Source organism: Sorangium sp. So ce406, from assembly GCF_051474675.1.
Lineage (GTDB): Bacteria > Myxococcota_A > Polyangia > Polyangiales > Polyangiaceae > Sorangium > Sorangium cellulosum_G.
Map to the genome: position 1 here is coordinate 263,124 of NZ_CP150340.1, position 26,069 is coordinate 289,192.

Here is a 26,069-nt window from a genome sequence, read left to right on the forward strand (position 1 = left end):
AGCGAACAGCCAATCGGAGACCCTCTGGTGGCGAGCGCGCCCGCGCCTGCACCGACGCCCGCGCCCGCGCAGGGCCGCCTGCGCGCCGGGGGCGCCGCTGCCTCCGACACCGAGCTCGCCCGTGGTATCCATGGTGGCCTGTTGCCCCCGATCAAGCACCTCGAGCCCGAGGGGTTCATCGAGGACCCGACGGACGCCGATTACGCCGTCGCGGCGCGCTGGGCCCTCCAGAACAAGGACTTCCGGCTCGCCCTCCAGCAAGCGTCCGCGGCGGTGGCGGTGCGCCCGCTCCACGAGCCTCATCTCCGGCTGCTCGATCAGGTGATCGCGAAGGCGCGGGCGCCGCTCGAGCTGCTCGCGCTGCCCGCGGAGGGCGCCTTCTTCGGCCTCGTCGCCGCGCGCGCGAGGGCGCTCGCGCGGCTCCAGCGCCTCGACCAGGCCGTCCACACCCTGTTTCAGGCGGTGGCGTTCAGCCCGGATACGCCCTTCGCTCCCTGGGCGCTGTCCTGGGTCGCGACGACGAGGCAGGCTCGCCGCGTCGCGCCCGCCACGGCCGCGAGCGCCGTCCTCGCGCTCGTCGAGTCGCTGCGAGGCCGGCCGCTCTCCGAGGGGGCGCGGTCGAACCTCGACGCCGCGCTCGTCATCGCAGAGCGGATCCAGGCGGCGCACGGCGCGAGCGAGGGCCTGCTCGTCGCGCAGTCGCGCGTGCTGCGCGCGCTCGGCCGCGGCGAGGACGCGGCGGCGCGCCTCGCCGCCGCGGGGGAGAGCCCGGGCTGGGAGGTCGCCGTCGAGTGGGCCTCTCTCCACGAGGAGCGCGGGGACCTCGACGCCCGGGCGCGGTGGCTCGAGCGGGCCTGCGACCTGCGGCGCACGGAGCCGGCCACCTGGCTCGACCTCGGCGAGGCCTACCTGACCAGCGGCCGCGTCGACGAGGCGGTGAGGGCCCATGAGCGCGCCCTGGAGCTCGAGCCAGCGTCCCGGTGGGCCGCGATCACAGCCGCCTACGCGCGCTCGCTGCTGCCGGGCGCGCTCGCCTGCGACGACCTCGCGGCGCACGCGCAGTCGCCGCCCGAGCTGGCCCTGGCGCGCTCGCTGGACGCGGACCTCTCGGCCTGGACGACGCGCCTCGGCGACCCGATCGACCCGATCGCGGGCGTCCTGCGGAGCGCCGCCGCCCAGGCGGCGAGGTCGTCCGCGGCGCTCCGCCTCCGCGTGCGGGCAGACCGACCGCTCGCGCCGTCCGCGCACGCTGCTTTCCGGCTCATCCTCTCCCTCGGCGGCGGCAAGGGCGCGCTCGTGGTGGAGCACGAGGGCGGCGCGCCGAGGCGGGGCCCGCTCTGGACGGCGGACGCCGGCGAGCCGCTCCCGGCGGTCCCCCGGCCTCCGGACGCTGTGCTGGGGTGTGTCCGCGCGCTGTCGTCGGTCCCGTTCCGGTGGGATGCGTGGTGCGCGCGGGCCGCAGCGCTCTGCACGACGCTCGACCCGTGCGAGGCCGCGCGGCTGCTCGACGCGATGGCGCACCCGCCCGAGCCCCCGTCGCGCGACGCCGATCCGGTGCTCTGGGTCCACGGCTTCCAGGTCGCCGCCGCGCTCCTCGCGGCCCACGGCGCCGCGCCGCGCGACGAGCGCATGGCGCGCCTCGGCTCGCTCCTCGCCGGGGTGGACGACTGGAGCGCGGGCGCCGCGCTGCTCGGCCTCCGCGCGCTCGCGGGCGCGCACCCCGAGCTCCGCCCGGAGATCGTCGCGCGCGCAGCGGCCCTCGTCCCCGCTCCCGATGCGCCGCTTCCGCCCTGCTCCCGGGCGCTCGCGGTGCTGGGCTGCGAGCTCGCGACGGCAGAGCTGCGGCGCGACTTCCTCCGGCTGCGAGCCCGGATCCGCGCGGAGCTCGCGGATCGGCCGGCGCTCAGCCCTGCTTGCGCGGCGCCTTGAGCGACAGCTTGAGCAGCACGTCGTCGCGGATCAGGTCGTCCTGCTTGCCCGGGTAGACGATCCCGAAATCCTTCCGGTTGATCACGAACTCGGCGTTGCCCGACACGCTGTCGGCGCCCTCGGTGATCGTCGCGGGGAAGGAGATGGTCTTCTTCACCCCGTGCAGATCGAGCTCGCCCGTGACGGTGTGCGTCGCGCCGTTCTCGCCGCCGGCCTTGATCTGCGTCGAGGTGAACGTCGCCTTCGGGAACTGCTCCACGTCGAAGAAGTCCTTCGACTTGAGGTGACCGTCGAGCTTCTCCGCGTCCGTCTTCACCGACGAGGTGTCGGCCTCGATGCTGAGCTTGCCGCCCTCGGCCTTGCCGCCGGCGAGCGTGATGGAGCCCGAGATCTTCTCGAATTTCCCCTCGTGCTTGCCCGTGACCTTGGAGCCGACGAAGCCGATCGTGGAGGCCGTCGCGTCGATGGGGAGCGCCTCGGTGGGGGCCGACGGCGCGGCCGCCTGCGGCTGCGCCGGCGCGGCGGACGAGATGGTCGCCTTCGGCTTGTCCTTGGTCGGATCCTCGCAGCCCGCGAGCGAGAGCAGGAGAGCCGCGGGGAGCGCGATGCGAGCGATGCGGGACATGATCATGAGAGACATTCTCCTTCTTGGTCAGCCAAACTGCACAGAGCGCTTCGTGAACGAGCCGTAGGTGAGCCCCGTGATGGGGAACGCCACGGGCTCGCCCACGTCGACCGACGCGCCGACGGCGGCGACGACCGGCACGAAATGCTCATGCGTCGGGAGCGCCATCCGCACCCCCGGCGCGCGCGCGCGGTAATCGAGCAGCGCGTCCACGTCCCGGCGCGCCAGGACATCGGCGCACCAGGCATCGAACTCGGTGGCCCAGGGCTGCGTGACCGCATCGCCGCGCCAGTCTGCCGCGCGGAGGTTATGGGTCAAGAAACCGCTGCCCACGACGAGCACCCCCTCGTCGCGCAGCGGCGCGAGCGCTCTCCCCATCTCGAGGAGCGGACCTGGAGAGAGAGTGGGCAACGAGACCTGGAGCACAGGAATGTCCGCGCCCGGGTACATGCAGATCAGCGGAACGTAGGCGCCGTGATCGAGGCCGCGGCGCGGCGCCTCCGCGACCGGCCCGAGGGGACCGAGCAGCTCCCGCACGCGCCGCGCGAGCGCGGGGGCGCCCGGCGCGGGGTACGTCACCTGGTAGTACTTCTCGGGGAAGTTGTAGAAGTCATAGACGAGCGGCACGGTCTCGGTGGCGCCGACCGTGACCGGCGCGTCGACCCAGTGGGCCGAGAGCATCAGGATGGATCGCGGGCGCGGCATCGCCTGCGCCCACGCGCCGAGCTCGGCCACCCACGCGCGGTCGTCGAGCAGGAAGGGAGAGCCGTGCGCGAGGAAGATGGCCGGCATGCGCCCCTCGCGCGCCTGTTGCTGGGTATCGGACATGGTGCCTCTCTCGGTGGACGTCGAAGGCCGGCATGCGCCCGCGAAGGGCACGGCCCCGCCCGCGGCGAGCAGGAACCTGAGAGCAGCGCGGCGATCCATGATTCCGACCCTAGGATGTTTCCAGGAATGGTACAATCTCCGCAAAATGAAACGTGAGGTTGCGAAACGGGAAACCATCGACGCCGATCTGGCCGATCTGCGGGCCTTCTGCCTGGTCGTCGATCTCGGATCGATCACGGCGGCGGCGAAGACGCTGGGCGAGACGAAGGGCAGCGTCAGCCGGCGCATCACCCGGCTCGAGCAGGCGCTCGGGGTGGAGCTGCTCCGGCGAAGCCCGCGGCGCGTGCAGGCCACCGACGACGGCCTCGCCTACCGGATGCGGGTCGGCCGGGCGCTCGAGCTGCTGGAGGACGCGAACGTGGCGGTGCAGCAGGCGCGCGCGAAGCCGAGCGGGCACCTGCGCGTGACGGCGCCGTTCGATCTCGGCCTGAGCATCCTCGCGCCGCTCTCGGCGGGCTTCGCGGAGCGCTTCCCCGAGATCTCGCTGGAGATGCTGCTCACGGAGGCGCTCCTCGACTTCGACGCCCACCAGATCGACGTCGCCCTGCGCGCGACCTCGAGCCTGCCGGACTCGTCGCTCATCGCCCACAAGCTGCTGCACCTCGAGGTCGGCCTCTTCGCCGCGCCGGCCTACCTCCGCAAGCACCGGCCCGTGCGCAGGCCCGAGGACCTGAAGGGGCACCGGCTGCTGATGGCCCAGACCACGCGCGGCCACGCGACGATCGCCCTGCAGCCGCGCGACGGCGGCGACCGCGCGGAGCTCCGCGTGCGCGCGGCGGTCTCGGCCTCGGATTACTCGTTCTGCCGCGAGGTCGCCCTCGCCGGGGCCGGGATCGCGCTCGTCCCCGAGGTCAACGTGCGGGGCGACGTCGAGGCGAAGCGGCTCGTCCCCGTGCTGAAGGACCACACGATCGACGGCGGCGCCCCCCTCTACCTCGTCCACCCCGGGACGCGCTTCCTGCCGCCGAAGATCCGCGCCTTCCGCGACTACCTGCTCGACAGCTTCGGCGTGCGCGGGCGCCGCGCGTAGCCGCGGGCCGGCGCTTCGCCCTCCGGACGGAGCCGGCCGTGCTCGCGCCGGAGCAGCGGATCACCACCGGCTGCTTCTGGGGAAGCAGCGCGCCCGCAGGGTCGCCCGCCGTCGCGCGGCGCCCGGCGGCGACGTCGCTGCCGGGCGCCGCGCGGCGGCGGGCGCGGGCCCATGGACGGACGCCGCCAAGAGGCGAGTCGCGCGGCGGCATGGGTGTTGCTGAATCTGCGGCTCAAGGCGCGGCGCCACCGGCAAAGCCGGTCGCGAACGCCGACTTGCCCAAGCCCATCTCCGCGTCTCCAGGGCTCCTCTCCGTCGCCGGCCCGGCGGCGGGGCGGCGCCTCGGGTCCGAGCAACAGCCCCGCTTCCAGCCGCGCACCGAGGTCCATCTGCGCACGTTCATCGACAGGAAACGCTTTCTTCTGGTGCTCGCGGCGCTCGTCGCCCTGACCGGCTGCAAGCGCGAGGACGCGGCGAGCGCCGCCCCCCGGCTCGCCCCGGACGCCCCGATCCCGGACGCGTTCCCGCGCGAGACGCGGCTCAGCATCGGTGATCCGACCGTGCAGAAGCAACTCCAGCTCTCCGGCGACATCGACAGGCTGCCGTTCGTCGTGGACTGGCAGAACATCAGCGGCGGACCGCAGACCATCGAGGCGTTCCGCGCCGGCGTCCTCGACGCTGGCGCGGTCGGCGACACGCCGCCCATCCACGCCACCTTCACCGGGCTCGACGTGAAGATCGTCACGGTGTACGTCCGGGAAAAGCCGATCTACGAGCTGGCCACGGCGCCGGGCGTGCGCCTGTCGTCGATTCACGATCTCCGCGGCAAGAAGATCGCCTATTCGCCGGGGCAGGCGCAGGGCGCGCTCGTCCAGCGCGCGCTCAGGGCGGCGCGGCTGTCGCCGCAGGACGTCACGCTCGTCCAGCTCGCCAGCCCCGAGTTCAAGGAGGCGCTCACCAGCCGCCAGGTCGACGTCGCGCCGCTGTCCGGCACCATCCTGCGGCGCTACCTCAACGAGTACGGCGCCGAGGGCGCCTCGTCGTTCGCGCACGGGGTCCGCGACAACCTCGGCTTCCTCCACGTGCGCGCGTCGGTGCTCGAGGACGCCCACAAGGCGGCGGCGCTGCGCGAGTACGTGAAATGGCGGACCCGGGCCCAGCTCTGGGCCCACGCGCACCCGGACGCGTGGATCGAGGCGTACTACGTGAAGGACCAGGGCCTGACGGCCACGGAGGGGCGCTTCCTCATCGAGAGCGCCGGCAAGCCGCTGTACCCGGGCGACTGGGCCGAGGCGATCGCGCTGACCCAGGAGACCGTCGACCTGCTCGCCGAGGCCTCCGGCCAGAAGCGCTTCGAGGCCAGGACGATCTTCGACCTTCGATTCCAGACGATCGGAGCGGAGGTGGCCGGCGCCGCGCAGGGCGCCGCGCCGACGGACCGGCCGGCGACGGCCGAAAGGAGCACGCCATGACGACCGCACTGCCCACGAGGGCCGCCTCGCCGCGGCTCGCCAGCCTCCCGGCCCTCTCCGCGACGGCCGACATCCCCGCGCCGCTCGCCGACGCCGCGCGCGCGCTCGCGCCCGCGCGCGCGGCGTCGGCGAGCGGCCCGCCCGCCCGCGCCCTGTCCGGCCGCCGCCCGCGGCGCCGCCTGGGCCCGGGCCGGCGCCTCCCGTACGGCATGGCGATCGGCCCGGCGCTGCTGCTCGCCGGCTGGGTGGTCGCGTCGGCGACCGGCGCGCTCGACGCGCGCGTGCTCTCCGCGCCGTGGACCGTGGTCGCCACGGCCCGCGACCTGATCGCCGACGGGCGGCTCCTGTCGAACCTGCTCACGTCGGCGCAGCGGGCCTTCCTCGGGCTCGCGCTCGGGGTGGGGCTCGGCACCGTCTTGGCCCTGCTCTCCGGGCTGACCCGCGTCGGCGAGGCGCTCGTCGACGGGCCGGTGCAGATCAAGCGCGCGATCCCGACGCTCGCGCTCATCCCGCTGCTGATCCTCTGGTTCGGCATCGGCGAGCAGATGAAGGTGCTCACGATCGCCCTCGGCGTCGTCATCCCGGTCTACGTCCACACCCACGCCGCGCTGCGCACCATCGACGCGCGCTACGTGGAGCTGGCCGAGACGGTGCGGCTGTCGCGGTGGCAGTTCGTCCGGAAGGTGGCCTTGCCGGGGGCGCTGCCGGGCTTCCTGATGGGCGTCCGGCTGGCGGTCACCGGCGCGTGGCTTGCGCTCGTCGTGGTCGAGCAGATCAACGCCACGAGCGGCATCGGTCACATGATGTCGCTGGCGCGCTCGTACGGCCAGACGGAGATCATCCTCCTCGGCCTCGTCGTGTATGGGCTGTTCGGCCTGGCCTCGGACTCGGCCGTCCGGCTCATCGAGAGAAAGACCCTGTCATGGCGACGCATCCTGGCCGGCTGACCGCGGCCCCGCCCACGGTGCGGATCCGCGGCCTCGTCCGCCGCTTCGGCGCCCGCACGATCCTCGACAGCGTCGACCTCGACATCCAGAAGGGCGAGTTCGTCGCGCTGCTCGGCCGCAGCGGCTCGGGCAAGAGCACCCTGCTGCGGGCGATCGCCGAGCTCGATCACGACGTGACCGGCTCGGGCGAGCTGAAGGCGCCGGAGAACCGCGCGGTCGTGTTCCAGGACACGCGGCTTTTGCCGTGGGCGCGGGTGCTCGACAACGTGATCCTGGGGCTCGACGAGCCCTCGGCGCGGGCGCGCGGCCTGGCCGCGCTCGCGGAGGTCGGGCTGGCCGGGCGCGAGCGCGCGTGGCCTGTCGAGCTGTCGGGCGGCGAGCAGCAGCGGGTCGCGCTGGCGCGATCGCTGGTGCGCGAGCCGGAGCTCGTGCTGGCCGACGAGCCGTTCGGCGCGCTCGACGCCCTGACCCGCATGCGCATGCACGACCTTTTGCGCGAGCTGTGCGCGCGGCACCGCCCCGCCGTGCTGCTGGTCACCCACGACGTGGACGAGGCGATCACGCTCGCCGACCGGGTGCTCGTGCTCGTCGAGGGCCGCATCGCCGAGGAGCGGCGGATCGATCTGCCGGCGCCGCGCCCGCTGCGCCACCCCCGCTTCCTCGCGCACCGCGAGTCGCTGCTGGCCGCGCTCGGCGTCGCGCCGGGCGCCGCCGTCGCCGGGGACGTCGCGTCGGGCCCTGAGCTGGAATCCTGAGCTGGAAGCTGACGTGGAACCTCGCGTGGAAACTGACGTGGAAACTGACGTGGAATCTGACGTGGAAGGAAGTGCCTTGTGACCCATCGGCCTGGACAACTGCATCTCAACGCGTTTCTCATGAGCGTCGGCCACCACGAGGCCTCGTGGCGCTTGCCCGAGAGCGATCCGTTCGCGAACACGAGCGTCGAGCATTTCAAGAACCTGGCGCGCATCGCGGAGCGGGGGAAGCTCGACTCGCTGTTTCTGGCCGACAGCCCGGTGCTCTGGAACAACGTGGGCCGCCGGCCCGCCGGGACGCTCGAGCCGACGGTGCTGCTGGCGGCGCTGGCCGGGGTGACCGAGCACATCGGGCTGATCGCCACGGCCTCGACCACGTACAACGAGCCGTTCAACCTGGCGCGGAGGTTCGCGTCGCTGGATCACATCAGCGGGGGCCGGGCCGGCTGGAACATCGTCACGACGGCCGGCGTGGACGCGGCGCGCAACTTCAACCTCGACGAGCTGCCGGTGCACAGCGACCGGTACGCGCGGGCGGCCGAGTTCATCGACGTGTCGCTGAAGCTCTGGGATAGCTGGGACGACGACGCCGCGCTCGGCGACAAGGAGAGCGGCGTCTGGGGCGACGATCGCAAGATCCACCCGCCGCGGCACGTGGGCCGGTACTTCAAGGTCGAGGGGGCGCTCAACGTGCCGCGCCCGCCGCAGGGCTACCCGCTGCTCGTGCAGGCCGGCTCGTCGGAGGACGGCAAGGAGCTGGCGGCGCGCTACGCCGAGGCCGTGTTCACGGCGCAGCAGACGCTGGCGGACGCGCAGCAGTTCTACGGCGACCTGAAGGCGCGGGTGCGCGCGCTGGGGCGCGATCCGGAGGGGATCAAGATCCTGCCGGGGATCGTGCCCGTCATCGGGGCGACGGAGGCCGAGGCGCAGGCGCTCGACGCGGAGCTCGACCGGCTCATCAAGCCGGAGTACGCGAAGCGGCAGCTCGCGCAGACGCTGCGCGTGAAGCCGGAGGACCTCGACCTCGACGCCGAGCTGCCGAAGGACCTGCCGAGCGAGGACCAGATCGAGGGCGCGAAGAGCCGCTACACGCTGATCGTGACGCTGGCCCGGCGGGAGCGGCTGACGGTGCGCCAGCTCATCGGCCGCCTCGGCGGCGGCCGCGGGCACCGGACGTTCGCGGGCACGCCCGAGCAGGTGGCGGACGCGATCCAGCACTGGTGGGAGCAGGGCGCCGCCGACGGCTTCAACGTGATGCCGCCGGTGCTGCCGTCAGGCCTCGCGGCGTTCGTCGACCACGTGGTGCCGATCCTGCAAAAGCGTGGCCTGTTCCGTACACAGTACGAGGGCAGGACGCTGCGCGACCGCTACGGCCTGCCGCGGCCGGCGAACCTCAACCACGGTCGGGATCTGGTCGAGGCGGCAGAGTAATTCGCATCACAAATGACGGCGGCGGACCTCAACCACGGTCGGCGAACCTCAACCACGGTCGGGATCTGGTCGGCGGCGAACCTCAACCACGGTCGGGATCTGGTTGAGGCAGAAAAGTAATTTGTATCACAAATAACGGCCGAGCCCTCGGCTGCCGGCGTGGCTCACCTCCGATCCGACGCGCCGGTCTCGGCGAGCCACGCCGCGACGTCCTCGGCGAGCTCGCGCGGGGCGCTCACCGAGACGGCGTGCCCCGACGCGTACGTCGGGAACCGGAGCGCGATGACGGCGTCGTCGCTCGTGAGGCGAACGACGCCGGGCCGGGCGGCGCCCGCGGGCAGCGACATGTCGATCTCGACCTCGTAGCTCGAGCGCTCCGCGAAGAAGACCGGCAAGGCCTCCGTGTAGACGGCCGCGTCGTACCGGGCGTTGGTGATGAACGTCGCCGTGTGCGGCAGGATCTCGCCGAACGCGCGCAGCGAGCCGTGGTCGCCGAGGTAGCCCTGGCACGGTAGCCCCTCGGGCAGCCAGTACGCGTCGTCCGCGCCGAGCCTGCCGAGCTCCGCGCGGAGCGCGCCCTCGCTCGCCGCCGCCCCCACCGCCTCGCCGCCGCTCCAGAAGTACCGCGAGGAGGGCCACCGCTCCGGCGGCGTGAGCCCGGCGATCCCGGCCAGGTCCACGCCGAGGAGCGTCTCGAGGTGCTCCGGGTTGCGCATCGACCTGGCGGCGTGCTCCGCGACGCGCTCGCCTTCCTCGACCGTCCTGCGCACGTCGAAGCGGTCCCGCGCCCCCGGCGCCGCGAAGTGCTCGGCGAGGTCCGGGTCTGTCCGCGCGAGCGGCTCCTCGTACATCGCCTGCTGCAGCCCGAAGAGGTTGGGCTGGATCAGCACCTGCCACCCGAACTGCTCGGCCACCTGCGACGGCTCGTGGCGGACCCCGGCGCGCGCCGGGAAGGCCGCGTCGAGGTGCGCCTGCATCCTGTCCTTCAGCCAGGGAGGCGCGAGCCCCATCACCTCGAGCCCGTCCCGGCGGAGCGCGTAGTGCTGCATCATGTAGAGCATCACCGCCGCGCGCGTGCCGCCATAGCTCTCTCCGGCGACGACGACCGGGTTGTCGCGGAGCGCCTCGTGCGCGTCGAGGAACTCGAGCAGCACGTGGATGAAGTCGGCGGCGTCGGCGATGTAGAGCTGCTCTCGACCGTGGCAGTCCGACGGGCGGGGGCTCGCGCGCTCGTACGAGAACCCCGTGCTGCGCGCGTCCACGTACAGCAGGTTCGCGAAGCGCGTATACGACGCCTGGTTCACGATCGGCGGGGCGCCCGGGGGCGCCGTCGGATCCAGCGTGTGGGGTCCGGTCCCGTAGGGCAGCAGGATGCTGGTCGTCGCGGCGCCGGGGCCGCCGTTGAAGAACAGGATGAGCGGCGCGCGCTCCGGGCGCTCCTCGGCGGGCAGGAAGGAATAGAACATCTGTGATGGCCAGCCCGGGCCGAGCGTCTTCGATCCCGGGACCTCGATGAACCCGGCCTCGGCGGACAGCGCGGCAGGGTGGCCGTCGAAGGTGCCGCGCGCGTCGCGCTCGCCGACGGCGCGACCCGGATCCTCGCTGCGTCCGCCGCAAGCCGCGAGCAAGAGCGCGACGAGCGTTGCCGTGAAGACAGACCTGGCGCGAAGCAATGTCATACCGGTTGGTGGACATTCCCCCCTTTCGCCATCAACGAAAGATCGCGTTCGGCAGCGCACAGCCGCGGGTTTTTCCTGGTCGATTCCGGATCAGCCGAGCTGCGGCTCCTGTACGTGCGTCCGACATGCGCACTCGTTCCGTCTCCTGGTTCGCCTTCACCCTGTTCGCCCTGGCGGCCGTCGCCTGTGGCGACGACGCCGGCAGCGGCCTGCCCTCCGGGGGCACCGGCGGCGAGGGCGGCGCGGGGGCCGGCGGCGCCGGCGCGAGCGACGGCGGCGGCGGCGGCGGCGATGCAGGCGGAAGCGCGGGCGGCGGCGGCGGCGCGGGCCCGCGCGAGGTCCTCGAGCAGCTCGAGGACCTCGAAGGCTTCACGGTCTCGGAGGAGGAGTCGAGCATTCCTGGATATCGCTACTTCGTCATGGAGCTCGACCAGCCCGCGGATCACGCCGATCCCGACGGCGTGCGCTTCCAGCAGCGCGTGGTGCTGCACCACCGGGATCGCGCGGCGCCCGTGGTGCTCGTCACCGAGGGGTACGCGATCTACCCTGAGGTTCAGTGGCTCGAGGAGCCGACCGAGCTGCTCGCCGCCAACCAGATCCGGGTCGAGCATCGCTTCTTCACCCCCTCCCGCCCTGAGCCCGGGGACTGGTCGCTGCTCACCATCGAGCAGGCCGCCGAGGACGTTCACCGCGTGATCGCGGCGATCCGGCCGCTCTACGAGGGACGATGGATCTCCACCGGCACCAGCAAGGGCGGCATGACCTCGGTCTATCATCGCCGCTTCTATCCCGCCGACGTGGACGGCACCGTGGCGTACGTGGCGCCGCACAGCGCTGGCGTCTCCGACCCGCGCTACATCGACTTCGTGGCCGAGCGCGGCGACGCCGCGTGCCGCGAGGCCCTCCAGCGCTTCCAGCGCGAGGTGCTGCTGCGTCGCCCTGCCATGGTGGAAGCGATGGAGGCCGACGCGCAGGAGCGCGGCGTCACCTATGACCACCTCGGCGTGGACCGGGCGCTGGACGTCGCCGTCATCGAGTCTGTCTTCTCGCTCTGGCAGTACCGGGACTCGAGCTTTTGCCAGCGCGTCCCGACCGCGGCGTCGGACGACGGCGACGTCTGGGCCTTCCTCGACGAGGCGAACGCTCCTTATCTTTGGTCCGACTCCTATCTCCTGGGCGTCGAGCCGTACCACTGGCAGGCTGCGGCAGAGCTCGGCTATCCCGGCTTCGCGGAGGCGCACCTCGCCGATCTCCTCCTGTATCCTGGCGCGAACGTGCCCACCACGTTCGTCGAGCTCGGTCCCGACAAGACGCCTGTCTTCGATCCCGGGGCGATGCAGGACGTCTCCGGCTGGCTCACCGCCGAGGGCGAGCGTTTCCTGTTCATCTACGGCGAGAACGACCCGTACACCGCCGCTGCCTTCGACGTCGGGGCTGCCCGGGACTCCCACCGTTTCATCGCGCCCGGCGGCACCCACGGCGCCGTCATCCTCGCGCTCGCCCCCGCCGATCAGGCGCTGGCCCTCGACGTCCTCGCTGCCTGGACGGGCGTCACGCCGACCCGTCCCCCCGAGGCCGCGCTGCGCCCCCTGCTCCGTGGCCGCCGCTGGATGATGCGCGACTAGCTCGCGCTGACATAGCGCCGGACGCCGCGCCGCCACTGCCAGCGCGCGGCGACGGCCAGGAGCGCGATCGCCGCGAGCAGCGGCAGGACCGCGGAGAGCTCGAGCTCGCCGCGCAGCAGATCCACCGGCGTGTTCGTGGCCGTCAGCACGGGGAGCACGACCGCCAGCGCGAACTGGATCCAGCGCGGGTAGATCGTCCGCGGGCGGGTCGCGAACTCCAGCAGGTACTCGGGCACCCCGGCCAGCTGCTGCGGCCGCTCGATCCAGAAGCTCAGCCCGACGAACAGCTGGTTCAGCAGGTAATAAAACACCACGCCGCACAGGACCAGCAGGAGATAGGCGCCCAGGGTGGTCACGCTCGCCGGCGCGTCGAGGTGGGGCCACGCATAGACCAGGATCCCCGCCGGGATGATCATGTTGATCAGGCTGGGGAAATCCAGGCTCTTCAGGCTGCAGAGCAGCTGCGAGTCCACCGGGCGAACGAGGTCATAGTCCAGCTCGCCATGGATGATCTTGTCCATCAATGCCTCGTGCGAGACGACGAAGAAGAACTGGTACGTGTGCTGGATCAGGCCGAACGTGGCGACGAGCGCCAGGGACGCGTGCAGCCCCCAGCCGGCGATCGAGTCGGTGAACTGGTAGTAGATCAGGAGGCTCGCCAGCTCGCCGACAGCGAAGAGCGTCCCGAACACCACCACGAACGCCGCCGACAGGCGGTAGCTCAGCATCTGCGCCAGGCTATGCTGTCCGAGCAGCCGGAAGAGCCTCGGCCAGGACGACATCGCGTCATCCATTGACGGCCTCGTAGCGCTTCAGGCCGCGCCGCCACAGAAGCTGATACAGGGCCGCGCACGCGGCGTTCCAGAGGACCGACACGGCGAGGTACGCGGCGATCTCGCGCGACGAGAGCGCCCCCTGCAGCGCCCGCGTGTTGACGAAGCCGAACAGCGCGAAGGGGGTGGCCTGGACGACGTGGCCGATGGCCGGCGGCAGCAGGTCCAGCGGGAACGTGGTGCCGCCGAGGAGCGCCATGAGCGAGGCGTACAGCGGCTTGATCGGCCACATCTCGACGAGCCAGAAGCTGAGCGCGCCGACGACGGAGCCGACAAGGAAGCTGAGCAGCAGGTTGCTGCAGAGGAGCGCCAGCACGGCCGGCGAGGCGTGCTCCAGGACCGGCGCCCCGGAGGCGCGGAGCAAGAGGAGCGCGCCGGCGATCACGAACACCTCGACCACCTTGCTGCCGAGGAAGACAGCGAGGCTGTCGCCGAGGAAGCTGTACGGGCGGACGAGGTAGGCGCTCAAGGTGCCCTTGCGCACCAGGTCCGAGAGGCGGAAGAAGTGCGACGACGAGAACAGGATCGACATCAGCGCCGTCAGCACCAGGTACGCCGACATCTCGTCGACCGTGTAGCCCTGGATCTCCGGGCTCGTCGCGAAGATGCTGCGCCAGACGAAGAGGGTCACGGCGAGCTGCAGGAGGCGGGTGATGACCCCCGTCACGACGCTCCAGCGATAGGCGAGCCCGACGGCAACCCGGTTGGCGAAGACTCGATAGTACGGCCACATGGCTCCTCCCTCTGCTCCTCGGTCGATGGCTGGGCGAACAGCGCGTAAAGCACGTCCTCGAGCGGCCTGTCCTGCGTCGAGATCTGGCGGACGGCGAGATCCCGCGCCACCATCGCGAGCGCCTGGCAGAGCTCGCCCTCGGCCACCTCGCACTCCCACACGCCCCTCGACACGGGCGAGAGCGCGAGCGGGTAGCCGGCAGGCACGGAGTCGGCCTCGATCCGCAGGGTCCTCGTCGCGCGGTGGGACGTCAGGAGATCGGCGAGCGAGCCGTCGTAGTGGACGCGGCCGTGCTTCAGGATCACGAGCCGGTCCGCCAGCACCTCGATGTCGCGCGCGTAGTGGCTGGTCACCACGATCGTGGTCCGGAAGCGCTCGCGCGCGTCCCGCAGGAACGCGCGGATCGCCCGCTGGCTCGCGATGTCGAGGCCGATGGTGGGCTCATCGAGCAAGAGCAGGCGCGGCTGGTGGATCAGCGCCGCGATCAGCTCGAACTTCATCCGCTCGCCGAGCGAGAGCTTGCGCACCGGCGTGTGGAGCTGGGCCCCGACGTCGAGCATCTCCACCAGCGCGCCGAGCCGGCGCCGGTACTCGCTGTCCTCGATGCGGTAGATGGCCTGCAGCACCGCCAGCGTCTCGGTCGGCGGCAGATCCCACGTGAGCTGGCTCTTCTGGCCCAGCACCAGGCCGATCTGGCGCAGGAACCGCGCAGACTTCCGGTACGGCGCCTCGCCGAGGACCTCGACCTGGCCGCGCGACGGGTGGACCAGGCCGGAGAGGATCTTCATCAGCGTCGTCTTGCCGGCCCCGTTCGGCCCCAGCAGGCCGACGATCTCGCCCGCGCCCACGCGGAGCGTCACCTCCGCGAGCGCGACGGCGCGCTCGGCCTCGCGCCGGAAGAAGTCCCGGAGCGACCCGCGCAGCCCCTGCATCTTGCGGTAGGTGACGTAGTCATGGCCGATGTCGTGGAGTGCGATCATGGTCATTCAGCTCCTCCCGTTCTGTCGTTCTCGTCAGACAGCGCGCGGCCGATGAGCCCGAGGCCCCGCGGCGACGGCAAGACGGCCTGGCCGCTGCGCACGAGGTGAAAGCGCTCCAGCCCCGGGATCAGGCAGTGAACGCAGGCGATGCCGCCCGCCGTGACACGGTTCTGCGCGAAGTAGATCCGGTGGCCGCGGGCCGCGACCATCGCCTCCAGGCGGTCGAGGTAGCCGCCGAGGTCGCCCTGCGCGACCGGCTCTTCCGGCGGCTCGGCCACGGCCACGTCACGGAGGTTGCCCTCCGCGAGGTGCGCGCCGATGTCGAGCTCCACGCAGCGCTGGTAGCGCGGCAACCCCGCGAAGCGCCGCACGATCGCGCGGTGCTCCGCCGCCGTCGCCGCGTCGCACAGGTGCCATAGCTGCACGGTCTCGAGCACCGCCCGCTCGATCGCGTAAGGCCACGAGAGCGACGCCCCCGAGCCGGCGAGCGGGACGTCCTGCGCGCTCCCGGCGGCGAGCGCCATGCACGCCGGCAGGCCGAAGTCGTTGCGGATGTCGAGGAGCGTGATCGGGCGCCCGATCAGCGCCTCGCTGGCCGCGAGCAGCTCGCGCAGCCCGGCGGGCAGGCTCCGCCGCGCGATGATCCGGAGCGGCGCGCCCGCGGGCGCCACGAACGTCTCCAGCAGGAAGGTCGAGACAGCGTCGCGCTCCAGGAGCTCGCACACGCCGTGGATCAGCGCCTCCTCCTGCGTCAGGCCGATCGCCGTTCCATTGTTGGTCGCGTACTTGATCAGGAGCGCGTAATCGAACGTGTCGCCCGCGAAGCGCGCGTCGATGTAATCGGGCATGGAGAGCACCAGCGGGTAGCGGAGCGCGTCGTCTCCGCTCCGCGTCGTGTAGGTGCGGCACGGCAGCCGCGCCCCGGGCTGGGTCCGCGCCAGCTGCTCGAAGACGGGCTCGGACGCGAGCCGCGGGCACGCCGACAGCTCGGCGACCGCGACAGGCTCGCACGGCCCGGCGATGCGGCGCGGATCGGTGAAGTAGTGCTCGACCGCCTCGAACAGGGCGCTGGCGAGCGATTGCTCGCCTGTCCCCTTGCCGTTCCCGACGGCGACCTCGCGCCCCTCGTCATCGCGCAGGGAGCATTCGTACGTGCGCAGTCCGTCGCCATACCAGGTGACGCGCGGCCGGAGCCCGAGACGGGAGATCTCCTGCTGCACCCTGTCTATCGCCTCGGCGGTCGTCGCGCTGCGTTCGAGCGTGTGATACGGCATGATTCGAGACCTCCTCCGGAAGTGAGCGCCGCGACCCGACGGGCAGCCAGGGCGGCGGTGACCTTTGCCTCAGCGCTCCTCGCCCGCGATCAGCGCGTCCAGCGCGTGGAGGTGCTCCAGCGCGGCGCGCGCCGACGCGTCGTCGACCAGGCGCGCGAGGCTCGACCCGGCCGCGGCGCCCGCCCCGAGGGGGACGCTCACGCCCGCCCGGAGCGCCGGCAAGAGCTCCAGGAGCGCGGGTGTGCGCGGCACGCTGAGCGCGTGGCCGTTGGCGAACACCTTGACGTGCTGCCCCGCGGCCCGCCAGAGCAGCACGCAGCCCGGGTCGAGCCGCGCCGCCCCGTCGGCGAGCGTCGCGGCGCGCGGCGGCGGCACCTCGCGGAAGCCGACGGCGCTCACCCGCTTGCACCACCACTCCTGCAACGCCGCGTCGACGTGCTCGCTGAGCACGATGCCGCGGAACAGCCGGAGCGCGTCGCGCTCGCGCTCCGGCGCGGGCGGCGCGTCCGCCCCGGCGAGGTCGAGAGGGTACGTGTGGAGGTCCTCGAACCCAGCCAGCGCGCGCTTCAGCGCCTTCCCGACGACCTCGCTGAGGAGCGACGACTCCGGCGCGCCGAAGAAGAGCCCGATGTTGAACACGGCCGTCGCCGGCGGCGGGTCGCCGGAGATCGCCGTGTGCCAGTAGGTCGACGGCCAGTACAGCACGTCCCCCGGCTCGCCGCTGAGGATCACCGCGTCGCGCAGCGCGTCCGTGGGGTCGTGCTCGACGATCGTCCGCCGCAGGCCCGAGCCGACGATCCGCACCCCCTTGTCGATGAAGTGATGGCCGGGCCAGACGGCCATCGTCTTTCGCCCGTGCAGGACCATCATGAAGGTGCTCGCGCCGTCGGAGTGGACCCCGAGCGGCGTCGCGCGGTAAGCGCCGAGGAAGGTGTCGCAGTCCACCCCATCGGTGGGCACGCCCACGCGCTCGATCAGGCCGCGGACGAAGGCGCGCGCCTTCCGCCAGATGGCGGGGTGGTGCAGGTGCAGGTTGTTCTGCGAGAACGCGAACTCCTTCATCCCCGCCGAACTGCCCATCACCCGCTCGAGATAGCCGGGCAGCGTCGCGTCGGACGCCAGCGGGAGGCACGCGTCGTACGAGCGCAGCAGCGTCCCATCCGCCCACATGCTGAACGTGCGCCGGCCGCCCGCGCGCCACTCGTCCGCGGCGGCGCGCATCGCCTCGAGGAGCTCGGGCAGCTCGATCAAGGGCCTCCCCTCCGGCATGCGCAGCACAGCAGGGCGGCGCTCCCAGGTGGTCTCGATGAAGCGGTCCCAGTCATCGAGGAGCGCCGGCGCGGCGCCCGTGACGTCCCTTGTTCCATCCATGACTTGCCTCCTCAATGGCGCCTCCGGGGGCGCGCGCCGCGCGTCACGCCGCCACGCCGACCCGCTGCAGGTGCTGCTCCACCCGGCGGAGCACGCGCGCGTTCGGCTGGTAAACGCCCGTGGGGATGGCCAGGCTCAGGTACGAGCTCCCCTCGCGCATCATCAGCCCGCGGCGGGTCAGGTCGTCCAGCGCGGCCTGCACCGCCCCCTCCTCGAGCCCGAGGTCGCGCGAGAGGCTCGCCGCGGTCCGGATCGCGTCGCACCCGAGGTAGACCAGGCGCCGCGCGCCGTCGAGCACCGTCACCGGCCGATGATCCGGCGCGTCGTCGCGCAGATCCCAGAGCAGCAAGGACGAGCCCTTGTCGACGAAGAACAGGTCGGCAGCGGGGTGGAGCCGCTGCCAGCGGCTCCATTGCTCCGCGACGGGGCGGGTGTACCCGAGCGCCGTGTCCCAGTGCGCCTGATCATAGATGAAGTAGTAGGAGAGATCGAACACGGCCTCGGGCGGCAGCGCGTGATAGGTCAGCAGCGCCGCCGGGTAGGGCGCGACGTCGCGGAACCCCATCTGCTCGGCCTGATCGAAGTTGGGGCTGAACCGATCCAGGCGGATCGGCGGGACCGAGGCCGGCGGCTGGAGGTGGACCAGGAGGGGCATCAGCCTCGCCGTCTCCGCGTACTCCTCGGCCGTCTCGCCGGGGAAGCCCCACAGGATGTTCCACTGCACGTCGATGCCGAGCTCCTTCGACCACTTGAGCAGCTGGACGTTCTGGATCCCCGAGATGCCCTTGCGCATGAGCGCCAGGACCTCGGAGCTCAGGCTCTCGATGCCAGGCTGGATCGACGTGATCCCGACCCGCTTCATGAGCCGGAGCTGCTCCTTCTTGAGGTTCGCCTTCACCTCGTAGAAGAGCTCGAACTCCTGATCCAGCTCCGCGAGCCTGGGCAGCAGCGTCTTGAAGTACCGGGTGTCGAGGATGTTGTCGACCACCTGGACCGCCCGGTTCGGGTAGCGATCCGTGAGGTAGAGTAGCTCGTCGAATGCGCGCTGATCCGACTTGCTGCGGTAGGTCATGACCGCGCCGTTGAGCCCGCAGAAGGTGCAATGGTGCTTCTCGCCCCACCAGCAGCCGCGCGACGTCTCGAAGGGGATCCAGTGCACCTCCCCGGCGTCGACGCCGTACCGCTCGACCTGCTCGAAGAAATCGTCGTAATCGCAGAACGGCAGCGAGTCCATCACGACCGGCGGCGCCGGCTGCGCCATGAGCTGGCGCGAGCGCCTCCGACGGGCCTCCTGACACGACACGCTCTTGAGCAGGGGGATCGTCCCGTCGCGCAGGAACTGCTCGGCGAGGAGCGGAAACGCCGTGTCGCCCTCGCCGGACACCGCGACGTCGACGAACGGGAAGTGCCGGACCAGCGCCTGACCCATCGATCCTTCGCAGTTCGCGCCGCCGAAGACGATCAGGGTCTCTGGCGCCGCCTCCTTGATGAGCCGGGCCAGGCTGAGCGACGCGACGTTCTGCTCGAACGTCGTCGTGAAGCCGACGATGCGGGGCCTCGTGGCCAGCACCTCGGCCGCGCACTCCTCGAGGAACGCCGGCGCCTGGCGCCGCGCCTCCAGGAGCATCTCGATGTGCTCGTCGGGGTAAGGCCGGTTCGTGTAGTGGCCCTCGCGGAACGCCGTCGTGCGCCCCTTGAGGATCTCGTCGATGTAACGCTGCGTCGCCTCGGCGTCGTCCCCGAAGAGCGCCGCGCTGAAGATCCAGTCCCCGATCTGGTCGTACGGCGGGTGATAGCGGGAGATCCTGATGTAGCGCTCGGTGCCCAGGCGACCGGCGAACTTCAGGTTGAAGTACAGCGTCCTCGACCTGATCTCCTTGCTCGCGAGCCCGGCCGAGAGGAGCCCGAGCCCGATCGACGGCATCGAGATGGGACCGAACGGCATGCTGATCAGCGCCGTGTCCGCGGGCGCGGGGGAGACGGCGGTCCGAGGTGTGGCGCTGCGCGTGAGTACGTCCATGGGAATGCCTCGCAGAGAGCTGACGTTGAGCTCGCCTGTCGTTCCAGGCGGCAGGACGCCATCCGGTCTGCTCGATGCGCGCGAGCCGGCGGCGAGCGACGAGAGAGCGGCGGAGGAGGCCGGCGCGCGCGTCGACCTCCTCCGCCGGATCACCCGGCTAGGCGTTCAGATCGAGCAGCTGCGCGATCTCCGCCTCCGAGCACGTGTTCAGGAACTGCTTGATGCGGTCGGACGTGGCGTCCGGCTGCGCCAGCTCCATATCCCCGGCCGCGTCGAGATCGATGCCCATGAGGGCGCCCTCCGCGCGGCGGAGCTCAGTCCTGCGAGAACCCATGTGTTCCTCCTGATAGGTTGTTGATGTGAATGCCCCGACCCGCGTGAGCGCTCACGCAGATCGCGCCTGATCCAGGGAGGTTCATGAAGACCCCCCCGGCTGGCGTCGACGGTCGGCCGTCGAGCGTCGGGCCGTCACAGCCTCTGTGACGAGCGACGCTCGATGACAGCAAGAGCAAGCGCCGCGCCACGGCGCCGGCTGCGCTGGACGGCGCGCGCTCAGGGCGTCACGGATCGATCAACGCAAGCTTTGCTCGGCCGGATCGCGGCGCGAAAGCAAGTTCTGCTCGGGGTCGGCAAGTACTGCTGAGGTGTGCTCGGTCACCCCGCGACGCACGTCGCCCTCGCGTCGCGCCGGCGGCGCCCACCGGCGGGCGGAGCCGCGGCCCCGCGCGTCGCCGCGTCACGCGCCGAGCGTGGAGGGCTCGTAGCGCGTCACCCAGGTCTTGATTTGCAGCTCGCAGAAGATCAGGCGAGGCGCGATGAAGCCTGCCTGGGCCAGGAGCGCGAGGACCTCGGCTTCCGAGGCCGGCATCTTCAACGACGCCAGGGCCTTCCGTCGTTGCTCCGCCGCCTCGGGCGGCATCCCCTCCGCGAGGGCCCGCCGGTCCTCGACGGCCCTCAGCAGCGGATCGTCTCCGGTCCGACAGCCGATCACGAAGGGCGCCCCCGGCTTCAGGCGCCCGGCGATCTCCCGCAAAAGCGCGAGGCGCGCCTCATCCCCCGGGACGTGGTGCAGGACGCCGATCATCTGGGCGCCGTCGAACAAGGGCCCGCGCGCGAGATCGCGCAGCTCGCAGGCATGCAGGCTCGTCCGCTCGAGGAGGCCTTCCGCCGCGAGCCTCTCCCTCGCGACGGCGAGCATCTCCGGCGACGGGTCGACGCCCGTGAAACGAACGCCGGCCCCCGCGTAGCGCGCGAACGGCGTCACCTCGCTCCCGGTCCCGACGCCGACGATCAGCAGCGACGCGGCCTCCTTGTCGGGGAGCGCAGCGACCATCACCTCGGCGATGACCTGCTGCATGACGCCGTAACCCGGCCAGAAGCGGCGCACCTGGTCGTCGTAGACCAATGCTCGCTCGCGCCCGAAGTTCGCTGTGTGTTTCCCGTGCTCGTCCGTCTTCATCACGCCTTCTCCTTGGCGGACGGTCGCCCGGACCGCCTTCAGCAGAGGCGTATCACCCTCCGTGCAGCCTCGGCAGGGCGGGGGTTTCGATCCGGTTGGCGGGGCTTTCTGTCGCGACCCCCGCGGCCTCGAGCGCACCCCGTGCCCCCCGCTCCCTTCATCCCCCGCCGGCGCCCGGGGCGGCGTCGGGCACGACCCCGCCCCAGATCGGCGTTGCTCGCGGTTTCCGTTTCGTGGTGAGCTGAGGCCATGGTCGCTTCGAAGCTTGTCGCGGTCCTCTCCCCGTGTGCCCTCGCGCTGGCCGTCGCCGTCACAACAGGCTGTACCCCGTCCGACGAGACGGTGGCGCAGGCGGCGGACTGCTCCACGGCCGGGCAGAACGAGTTTCTGTTCAACCTGATGAAGGATGTCTATCTCTGGTACGACGGCGTGCCCGACGTGGACTACCGGAGCTACCCGTCGCCCGAGGCGCTGCTCGAGGACCTCGTCGACAAGACCCGGGACCGCTGGAGCTATGTCACGCTCAAGAGCGACTACGAGGCGTACTTCCGTGAAGGACAGACCCTGGGGCTCGGCTTCCGGTGGAGCTTCGACGAGGAGGGCAGCCTCCGGTTCGCCCTGGTCCACCCCGCCTCGCCCGCGGGCGCCGCGGGCCTCCGCCGGGGCGATCGGGTGCTGGCCGTCAACGACATCGACGTCGAGGAGATCACCCGCGACGACCGCTGGGCCGAGGTGACGGGTCCCGACGAGGAAGGACACGAGATCTCGCTGACGATCGAGCGCCCGGGCGAGGAGGTCTCCACGGTCACCGTCCGGAAGGCCTGGTATGCCGTCTCCACGGTGCTGAACCCGCGCGTCCTCCAGGTCGGCTCGTCGACGGTCGGTTACCTCATGCTCACCACCTTCATCGAGCCCTCGGCGGGAGAGCTCGATCGCGCGTTCGCGACGTTCCGGGAGAGCCAGGTGAACGAGCTGGTCCTCGACCTTCGCTACAACGGCGGGGGGCGCCTCGCCGTCGAGCGGCACCTCGCGAGCCTGATCCACCGGCCGGCGACGGCCGGCGCGCTGCTCGACATCACCGCGCACAACGACAGGCACGGCGACTGGGACAAGCGCGCCTCGTTCGAGGAGCTCGACGAGCCGGCGCTGCCCCTGTCGCGTGTCGTCGTCATCACCTCCAGCAGCACGGCCTCCGCCAGCGAGACGCTGATCAACAGCCTCCGTCCGTACATCGACGTCAAGCTCGTCGGCTCGACAACGCACGGCAAGCCCGTCGGCATGCACGGCTGGGACTACTGCGACAAGCTCCTCAACCCGATCTCGTTCCGGGTGCTCAACGCCAAGGAAGAGGGCGATTACTTCGACGGCTTCGCCCCGGACTGCCCCGCCGACGACACGCTCGACGCGGAGCTGGGCGACCCGGACGAGACGGGCCTCGCGGAGGCGCTGCACCTCCTGGAGCGCGGGGAGTGCTCGAGCCCCGCGCAGCGGGTCGGGGCGGGCGAGCGGCGCCCGGCGCCGCCGCGCGAGATCCGCTGGGACGGCCTCCGGCGCGAGATCGGCGCCCTCTGAGGCGACCGCGGGCCTGCCGCGGGCGCCGGAGGGCCGCCGGTCCCGCGCTGCCCGGCGGGCCGGCGCGGCGCCGGGTGAGCGACGCCGGGGGAGCGGCGCCGGGTGAACAAAGACCGCAGCGACCGGCTTGACACCATGAGCAGCTTGGCAGACATTCCTCCGCCATAGCGGACATTTGGCCGCGGCCAGGAGGGACTGTCATGAGCCTACAACTCGGAAGCATCGCGCCCGATTTCGAGCAAGAGTCCACGCACGGGACCATCCGGTTCCACGAGTGGGCCGGGAATTCATGGGTGATCCTGTTCTCGCACCCGAAGGACTTCACCCCGGTCTGCACGACCGAGCTCGGCGCGGTCGCGAACCTCAAGGCGGAGTTCGACAAGCGCGGCGTCAAGCCGATCGCCCTCAGCGTCGACGACGTCGACTCGCACAAGCGCTGGACCGTGGATATCGAGGAGACGCAGCGCACGAAGCTGAACTACCCGATCCTGGCCGACGTCGACCGCAAGGTGTCGAGCCTCTACGGGATGATCCACCCGCAGGCGAACGACACGCTCACGGTCCGCTCGGTGTTCGTCATCGACCCGAACAAGAAGGTCCGCGCGACGTTCACGTACCCGGCGAGCACGGGGCGCAACTTCGACGAGCTCCTGCGCCTCATCGACTCGCTCCAGCTCACGGACAGCCACTCCGTGGCGACGCCGGCCAACTGGAAGGACGGCGACGACGTCGTGATCGTCCCTTCGCTCCAGGATCCCGCGGTCCTCGCGCAGAAGTTCCCGAAGGGCTACAACGCCGTTCGTCCGTACCTGCGCCTCACCCCCCAGCCGAACCGCTGAGGGGCGGCCGCGCCGCCCGCGCGCTGCTCATGGCGTGAGACCCACCCGCGCGAGACGCATGACCCGGCTGCTCGTCCTGCTCGCCCTGTCGCTCCCGGCGTGCTCCCGCGCGCCGGCGCGCGAGGCACCCGGGACGAGCGCCGGCGCGCCGCAGCCGGCGGCGCCGGCGGCGCGGGACGCGCATGTCGCGCGGGACGCGCGGGACGTCGACACGCGGTGGAGGCTCGTGCACCACGAGACCTTCGACGCGCCGTTCCGGGAGCCCGCGGCGTGGACCGAGGACTCCTATGGTGACGGGAGCCCCTATCACGTCGATTCCTTCGATGAAGACGGCGCGTTCTTCCTCGCGCGCGGCGGTGAGGTGTTCCGCGAGGGGCTGAGGAAGTTCCGCTCGTTCCGGAAGTCCTTCACGTACGGGGAAGGGGGCTGGCTCACGGTCGAGCTGTACGGCCGCGACAGCGACCGCGACGGCGTCCCCGAGACGGGCGGCCGCTTCGAGGCGGTGGGCGGCCGGGCGCGGCTCGTCTCGACCCGCCATTACGACGGCGCGATCCTCCGCTCGACCGCGCCCTTGCCGGCGCGGTACCGCGTCGAGGTGACCGTCTCGAACATCGCCTTCGGCGGCATGAACGAGGGGAGCTGGACGCACGGGGGCAAGGTCAACGGCTATGACGGCGACGAGGCGGCCGACCCCTGGCGGTTCAGCGATCGGAGCACGACACCGCTGTCGGCGACCTTCGGTAACGGTGTTTACTTTCTCTGCATCACCGATTACGCGCGTCCGGCGCCGCACAACAACGTCTTCATCCATCATCACCGGAAGGTCGTGATGGACACCGACAACAACTTCGGCGAGGGCGGCCCCTGGTCGTCGGTCTGGAACCCGTTGACCGGCCGGGCCGAGCAGGACGGCTCGCGCTACGTGAGCCTGCTGTGGCTCCGCGGCGACGCGTTCGGGAGCCCCTGGAACGGCAACGGCTTCACGTCGTACACGCCGGGCGGGTGGAAGGACGGCCCGGTCTTCGCGGACAAGTACCTCGACAGGGAGGCGTACGTGTTCACCGTCGAGCGCGACGGCGAGGGTTACGCGATGTCCGCGGCGGGCAGGTTCCATCACGGCGGCCGCGCGACGTACGCGGCCCGGAGGGGCTTCCGGGAGCCGCCGGTGACGTGGCATTACAACCAGCGCCCCGAGGAGTACGAGCCTCCCGTGCACAACGAGACGGTCGACCACGGCGGGACGTTCGAGACCTGGCCGGCGGGGTCGGCGTATCCGGATCACTTCTTCTTCGGCGATCCGCACATCAACTACTACGAGGGCACCGCCGAGTTCGACGACGTGAAGCTGTACCTGCCGGACGACGGATAGCCCTCGCCGCTCCGGCGCATCGCCGGCGCGCCCGACGCCGCTACTGGTTCGAGCCGATCAGGTCGAGGAAGTCGTTGTAGGCGTCGATCTTGTCCGCTCGAACCACGTCGAGGCCGGTGTTGACCCGGCTGTCATCGACCATCTGCGGGGCGAGGATCTCCCTGGTTGCGTCGAGGCCGATGCTCTTGATGCCGTAGAGGATGTAGGGCACCAGGTAACCCTGGTAGTACTGCCGCTGGATGTGGGTGGCCTTGATGCGCCCCTCGCGCATGTAGTCGACGGTCTTCGGGTCGAAGTCGAAGGCGACGATGGGGATGTCGTCTTCGCCCGCGGCCTCCGCGGCCATGGCGCACCGGTACGAGATGTTGAACAGGCCCATCATCCCCACGACGGGCGGATCCGCGGTCTCGATCTGGGTCTTCATCCAGTCGACGTCCTCGGTCTCGCCCGCCTCCTCCCAGCTGGCCTCGCGCACCACGACCTCGTAACCGGCGGCCTCGAACACGTCCGCAGCGCTCTGCGTCCGCTCGACTCCGTTGACCCAGCCCGTGTCCTCGTAGCCGTGGATGACCACCGTACCCGGCCCCGGGGGGAGCATCGCGAGCAAGGTCTTCGCGGCCGTGGCGCCGGCAGCCCTGTCGAGCGTCCCGACATGGAGCGAGCGCTTCGTGGTCGGCACGTCGGTGTCGAGCGTCACCACGGCGACGCCGTTCGCGACAGCCTCGTCGACGGCGGTTGTCTGGTCGTTGCCAAAGGGAGCGATGCCGATCCCCTCCGCGCCGTCCGCCACCACCTGCTCGAGCTGTAGATTCTGGAACTCGACCTTTTCCGCGTCATCGCCCTTCGGCTCGATGGGCCCGAGCACGCTCCCCGTGACGTCGAGCTCACCCATGGCCCGGTTCGCGGCCCTGAACACCGTCGACCAGAAGCCGCTGGCTTCCTTCAGCAGGACCGCCATCTGCATCGGCTGGGTCGCGTTCTTGTTGATCTCGGCGACGAGGTTGTCGACCGTCTCCTCGAGCTCGGCGGGCGTGAACTCGCTCGCGAGGGTCGGCGCTCGCTGGATGGGCGCGACTCGCTCACCCTCGCCGGGGGAACCGCTCGAACCGCATGCCGCCGTCATCAGCGTGAGCCCGAGAGCCGTGATCCCCCATCGTCCGATCGTCAGCATGAGAGCCCTCCTCGTCTGTGCGCCCGACGTGAACGTCACCGGGGAAGACTCTGCTCCTCGAAGGGCA

The 26,069-nt window shown here is 71.4% G+C and carries 22 protein-coding genes; 10 read left to right on the plus strand and 12 right to left on the minus strand.

The genetic code is table 11. From position 1 onward, the window contains the following. Window positions 1-141 precede the first annotated feature (141 nt). Window positions 142-1,929, plus strand: coding sequence for a tetratricopeptide repeat protein (locus WME96_RS01000; protein WP_437288313.1), 1,788 nt, complete (start codon window positions 142-144; stop codon window positions 1,927-1,929). On the opposite strand, the gene WME96_RS01005 is transcribed toward WME96_RS01000, so the two are convergent. Together WME96_RS01005 and WME96_RS01010 are read right to left on the minus strand one after the other, a co-directional pair. Next, window positions 1,904-2,554, minus strand: a complete 651-nt coding sequence (locus WME96_RS01005; RefSeq protein WP_437288314.1) for a YceI family protein — start codon at window positions 2,552-2,554, stop codon at window positions 1,904-1,906. The two genes, WME96_RS01000 and WME96_RS01005, sit on opposite strands and share 26 nt — an antisense overlap. A gap of 27 nt (window positions 2,555-2,581) precedes the next feature. Then, window positions 2,582-3,382 (minus strand): dioxygenase family protein, encoded by an 801-nt coding sequence (locus WME96_RS01010; RefSeq protein WP_437288315.1) that lies wholly within the window; start codon window positions 3,380-3,382, stop codon window positions 2,582-2,584. 145 nt (window positions 3,383-3,527) lie between these two features. Here WME96_RS01010 and WME96_RS01015 point away from each other — a divergent pair, with 145 nt between their 5' ends. The 5 genes from WME96_RS01015 to WME96_RS01035 all read left to right on the plus strand — a co-directional run bounded on the left by WME96_RS01015 (window position 3,528) and on the right by WME96_RS01035 (window position 9,077). Then, entirely contained in the window at window positions 3,528-4,472 is a 945-nt protein-coding gene (locus WME96_RS01015; protein ID WP_437288316.1) for a LysR family transcriptional regulator, read from the plus strand. A 275-nt stretch (window positions 4,473-4,747) separates the two neighbouring features. Further along, window positions 4,748-5,944 (plus strand): ABC transporter substrate-binding protein, encoded by a 1,197-nt coding sequence (locus WME96_RS01020; RefSeq protein ID WP_437288317.1) that lies wholly within the window; start codon window positions 4,748-4,750, stop codon window positions 5,942-5,944. Then, window positions 5,941-6,891, plus strand: coding sequence for an ABC transporter permease (locus WME96_RS01025; RefSeq protein WP_437288318.1), 951 nt, complete (start codon window positions 5,941-5,943; stop codon window positions 6,889-6,891). The genes WME96_RS01020 and WME96_RS01025 overlap by 4 nt, the downstream gene beginning before the upstream one ends. Next, window positions 6,867-7,646 carry an ABC transporter ATP-binding protein gene (locus WME96_RS01030; protein ID WP_437288319.1) on the plus strand — a complete coding sequence of 260 codons (780 nt, stop codon included), beginning with the start codon at window positions 6,867-6,869 and terminating at the stop codon, window positions 7,644-7,646. The genes WME96_RS01025 and WME96_RS01030 overlap by 25 nt, the downstream gene beginning before the upstream one ends. 78 nt (window positions 7,647-7,724) lie before the next feature. Next, window positions 7,725-9,077 carry an LLM class flavin-dependent oxidoreductase gene (locus WME96_RS01035; protein ID WP_437288320.1) on the plus strand — a complete coding sequence of 451 codons (1,353 nt, stop codon included), beginning with the start codon at window positions 7,725-7,727 and terminating at the stop codon, window positions 9,075-9,077. A gap of 164 nt (window positions 9,078-9,241) precedes the next feature. On the opposite strand, the gene WME96_RS01040 is transcribed toward WME96_RS01035, so the two are convergent. Beyond that, window positions 9,242-10,756 (minus strand): S10 family serine carboxypeptidase-like protein, encoded by a 1,515-nt coding sequence (locus WME96_RS01040; RefSeq protein WP_437288321.1) that lies wholly within the window; start codon window positions 10,754-10,756, stop codon window positions 9,242-9,244. 125 nt (window positions 10,757-10,881) lie between these two features. Here WME96_RS01040 and WME96_RS01045 point away from each other — a divergent pair, with 125 nt between their 5' ends. Beyond that, the gene (locus tag WME96_RS01045; RefSeq protein WP_437288322.1) at window positions 10,882-12,381 is read left to right on the plus strand and encodes a S28 family serine protease; all 1,500 of its coding nucleotides are present in this window, start codon (window positions 10,882-10,884) and stop codon (window positions 12,379-12,381) included. Here the strand turns inward: WME96_RS01045 and WME96_RS01050 are convergent. The 8 genes from WME96_RS01050 to WME96_RS01085 form a co-directional block, all read right to left on the minus strand. After that, window positions 12,378-13,175 carry an ABC transporter permease gene (locus WME96_RS01050; protein WP_437288323.1) on the minus strand — a complete coding sequence of 266 codons (798 nt, stop codon included), beginning with the start codon at window positions 13,173-13,175 and terminating at the stop codon, window positions 12,378-12,380. The two genes, WME96_RS01045 and WME96_RS01050, sit on opposite strands and share 4 nt — an antisense overlap. Next, window positions 13,168-13,881 (minus strand): ABC transporter permease, encoded by a 714-nt coding sequence (locus WME96_RS01055; protein WP_437288324.1) that lies wholly within the window; start codon window positions 13,879-13,881, stop codon window positions 13,168-13,170. Before WME96_RS01055 ends, WME96_RS01050 begins: the two co-directional genes overlap by 8 nt. Then, the gene (locus WME96_RS01060) at window positions 13,878-14,933 is read right to left on the minus strand and encodes an ABC transporter ATP-binding protein (RefSeq protein WP_437288325.1); all 1,056 of its coding nucleotides are present in this window, start codon (window positions 14,931-14,933) and stop codon (window positions 13,878-13,880) included. Before WME96_RS01060 ends, WME96_RS01055 begins: the two co-directional genes overlap by 4 nt. Further along, window positions 14,930-16,201, minus strand: a complete 1,272-nt coding sequence (locus tag WME96_RS01065) for a YcaO-like family protein (RefSeq protein WP_437288326.1) — start codon at window positions 16,199-16,201, stop codon at window positions 14,930-14,932. Before WME96_RS01065 ends, WME96_RS01060 begins: the two co-directional genes overlap by 4 nt. 69 nt (window positions 16,202-16,270) lie before the next feature. Beyond that, window positions 16,271-17,572: a hypothetical protein gene (locus WME96_RS01070; RefSeq protein WP_437288327.1), complete on the minus strand. Its 1,302-nt coding sequence runs from the start codon at window positions 17,570-17,572 to the stop codon at window positions 16,271-16,273. Between the two features lie 43 nt (window positions 17,573-17,615). Further along, window positions 17,616-19,592, minus strand: coding sequence for a RiPP maturation radical SAM C-methyltransferase (locus WME96_RS01075; protein ID WP_437288328.1), 1,977 nt, complete (start codon window positions 19,590-19,592; stop codon window positions 17,616-17,618). A 157-nt stretch (window positions 19,593-19,749) separates the two neighbouring features. Beyond that, window positions 19,750-19,926, minus strand: coding sequence for a hypothetical protein (locus WME96_RS01080; protein WP_437288329.1), 177 nt, complete (start codon window positions 19,924-19,926; stop codon window positions 19,750-19,752). A 402-nt stretch (window positions 19,927-20,328) separates the two neighbouring features. Then, entirely contained in the window at window positions 20,329-21,051 is a 723-nt protein-coding gene (locus tag WME96_RS01085) for an SAM-dependent methyltransferase (protein ID WP_437288330.1), read from the minus strand. A gap of 249 nt (window positions 21,052-21,300) precedes the next feature. On the opposite strand from WME96_RS01085, the gene WME96_RS01090 reads away from it, so the two are divergent. The 3 genes from WME96_RS01090 to WME96_RS01100 all read left to right on the plus strand — a co-directional run bounded on the left by WME96_RS01090 (window position 21,301) and on the right by WME96_RS01100 (window position 24,831). Next, the gene (locus tag WME96_RS01090; RefSeq protein ID WP_437288331.1) at window positions 21,301-22,623 is read left to right on the plus strand and encodes a S41 family peptidase; all 1,323 of its coding nucleotides are present in this window, start codon (window positions 21,301-21,303) and stop codon (window positions 22,621-22,623) included. Window positions 22,624-22,823: 200 nt separating this feature from the next. Beyond that, on the plus strand, window positions 22,824-23,462 hold the full coding sequence (locus WME96_RS01095) for a peroxiredoxin (protein ID WP_433932745.1): 639 nt from the start codon (window positions 22,824-22,826) through the stop codon (window positions 23,460-23,462). Between the two features lie 58 nt (window positions 23,463-23,520). Further along, a complete protein-coding gene (locus WME96_RS01100) occupies window positions 23,521-24,831 on the plus strand; it encodes a hypothetical protein (protein ID WP_437288332.1) in 1,311 nt (436 codons plus the stop codon). 40 nt (window positions 24,832-24,871) lie between these two features. On the opposite strand, the gene WME96_RS01105 is transcribed toward WME96_RS01100, so the two are convergent. Further along, complete coding sequence (locus WME96_RS01105; protein ID WP_437288333.1) at window positions 24,872-26,002, minus strand: sugar ABC transporter substrate-binding protein; 1,131 nt, start codon at window positions 26,000-26,002, stop codon at window positions 24,872-24,874. Window positions 26,003-26,069: the final 67 nt, after the last annotated feature.

Coding starts and splice junctions, on each gene's coding strand:
- WME96_RS01005 (WP_437288314.1), bottom strand. CDS start 2,554: ATGTCCCGCATCGCTCGCATCGCGCTCCCCGCGGCTCTCCTGCTCTCG.
- WME96_RS01010 (WP_437288315.1), bottom strand. CDS start 3,382: ATGTCCGATACCCAGCAACAGGCGCGCGAGGGGCGCATGCCGGCCATC.
- WME96_RS01015 (WP_437288316.1), top strand. CDS start 3,528: ATGAAACGTGAGGTTGCGAAACGGGAAACCATCGACGCCGATCTGGCC.
- WME96_RS01025 (WP_437288318.1), top strand. CDS start 5,941: ATGACGACCGCACTGCCCACGAGGGCCGCCTCGCCGCGGCTCGCCAGC.
- WME96_RS01030 (WP_437288319.1), top strand. CDS start 6,867: ATGGCGACGCATCCTGGCCGGCTGACCGCGGCCCCGCCCACGGTGCGG.
- WME96_RS01040 (WP_437288321.1), bottom strand. CDS start 10,756: ATGACATTGCTTCGCGCCAGGTCTGTCTTCACGGCAACGCTCGTCGCG.
- WME96_RS01045 (WP_437288322.1), top strand. CDS start 10,882: ATGCGCACTCGTTCCGTCTCCTGGTTCGCCTTCACCCTGTTCGCCCTG.
- WME96_RS01050 (WP_437288323.1), bottom strand. CDS start 13,175: ATGGATGACGCGATGTCGTCCTGGCCGAGGCTCTTCCGGCTGCTCGGA.
- WME96_RS01060 (WP_437288325.1), bottom strand. CDS start 14,933: ATGACCATGATCGCACTCCACGACATCGGCCATGACTACGTCACCTAC.
- WME96_RS01065 (WP_437288326.1), bottom strand. CDS start 16,201: ATGCCGTATCACACGCTCGAACGCAGCGCGACGACCGCCGAGGCGATA.
- WME96_RS01070 (WP_437288327.1), bottom strand. CDS start 17,572: ATGGATGGAACAAGGGACGTCACGGGCGCCGCGCCGGCGCTCCTCGAT.
- WME96_RS01075 (WP_437288328.1), bottom strand. CDS start 19,592: ATGGACGTACTCACGCGCAGCGCCACACCTCGGACCGCCGTCTCCCCC.
- WME96_RS01080 (WP_437288329.1), bottom strand. CDS start 19,926: ATGGGTTCTCGCAGGACTGAGCTCCGCCGCGCGGAGGGCGCCCTCATG.
- WME96_RS01085 (WP_437288330.1), bottom strand. CDS start 21,051: ATGAAGACGGACGAGCACGGGAAACACACAGCGAACTTCGGGCGCGAG.
- WME96_RS01090 (WP_437288331.1), top strand. CDS start 21,301: ATGGTCGCTTCGAAGCTTGTCGCGGTCCTCTCCCCGTGTGCCCTCGCG.
- WME96_RS01095 (WP_433932745.1), top strand. CDS start 22,824: ATGAGCCTACAACTCGGAAGCATCGCGCCCGATTTCGAGCAAGAGTCC.
- WME96_RS01100 (WP_437288332.1), top strand. CDS start 23,521: ATGACCCGGCTGCTCGTCCTGCTCGCCCTGTCGCTCCCGGCGTGCTCC.
- WME96_RS01105 (WP_437288333.1), bottom strand. CDS start 26,002: ATGCTGACGATCGGACGATGGGGGATCACGGCTCTCGGGCTCACGCTG.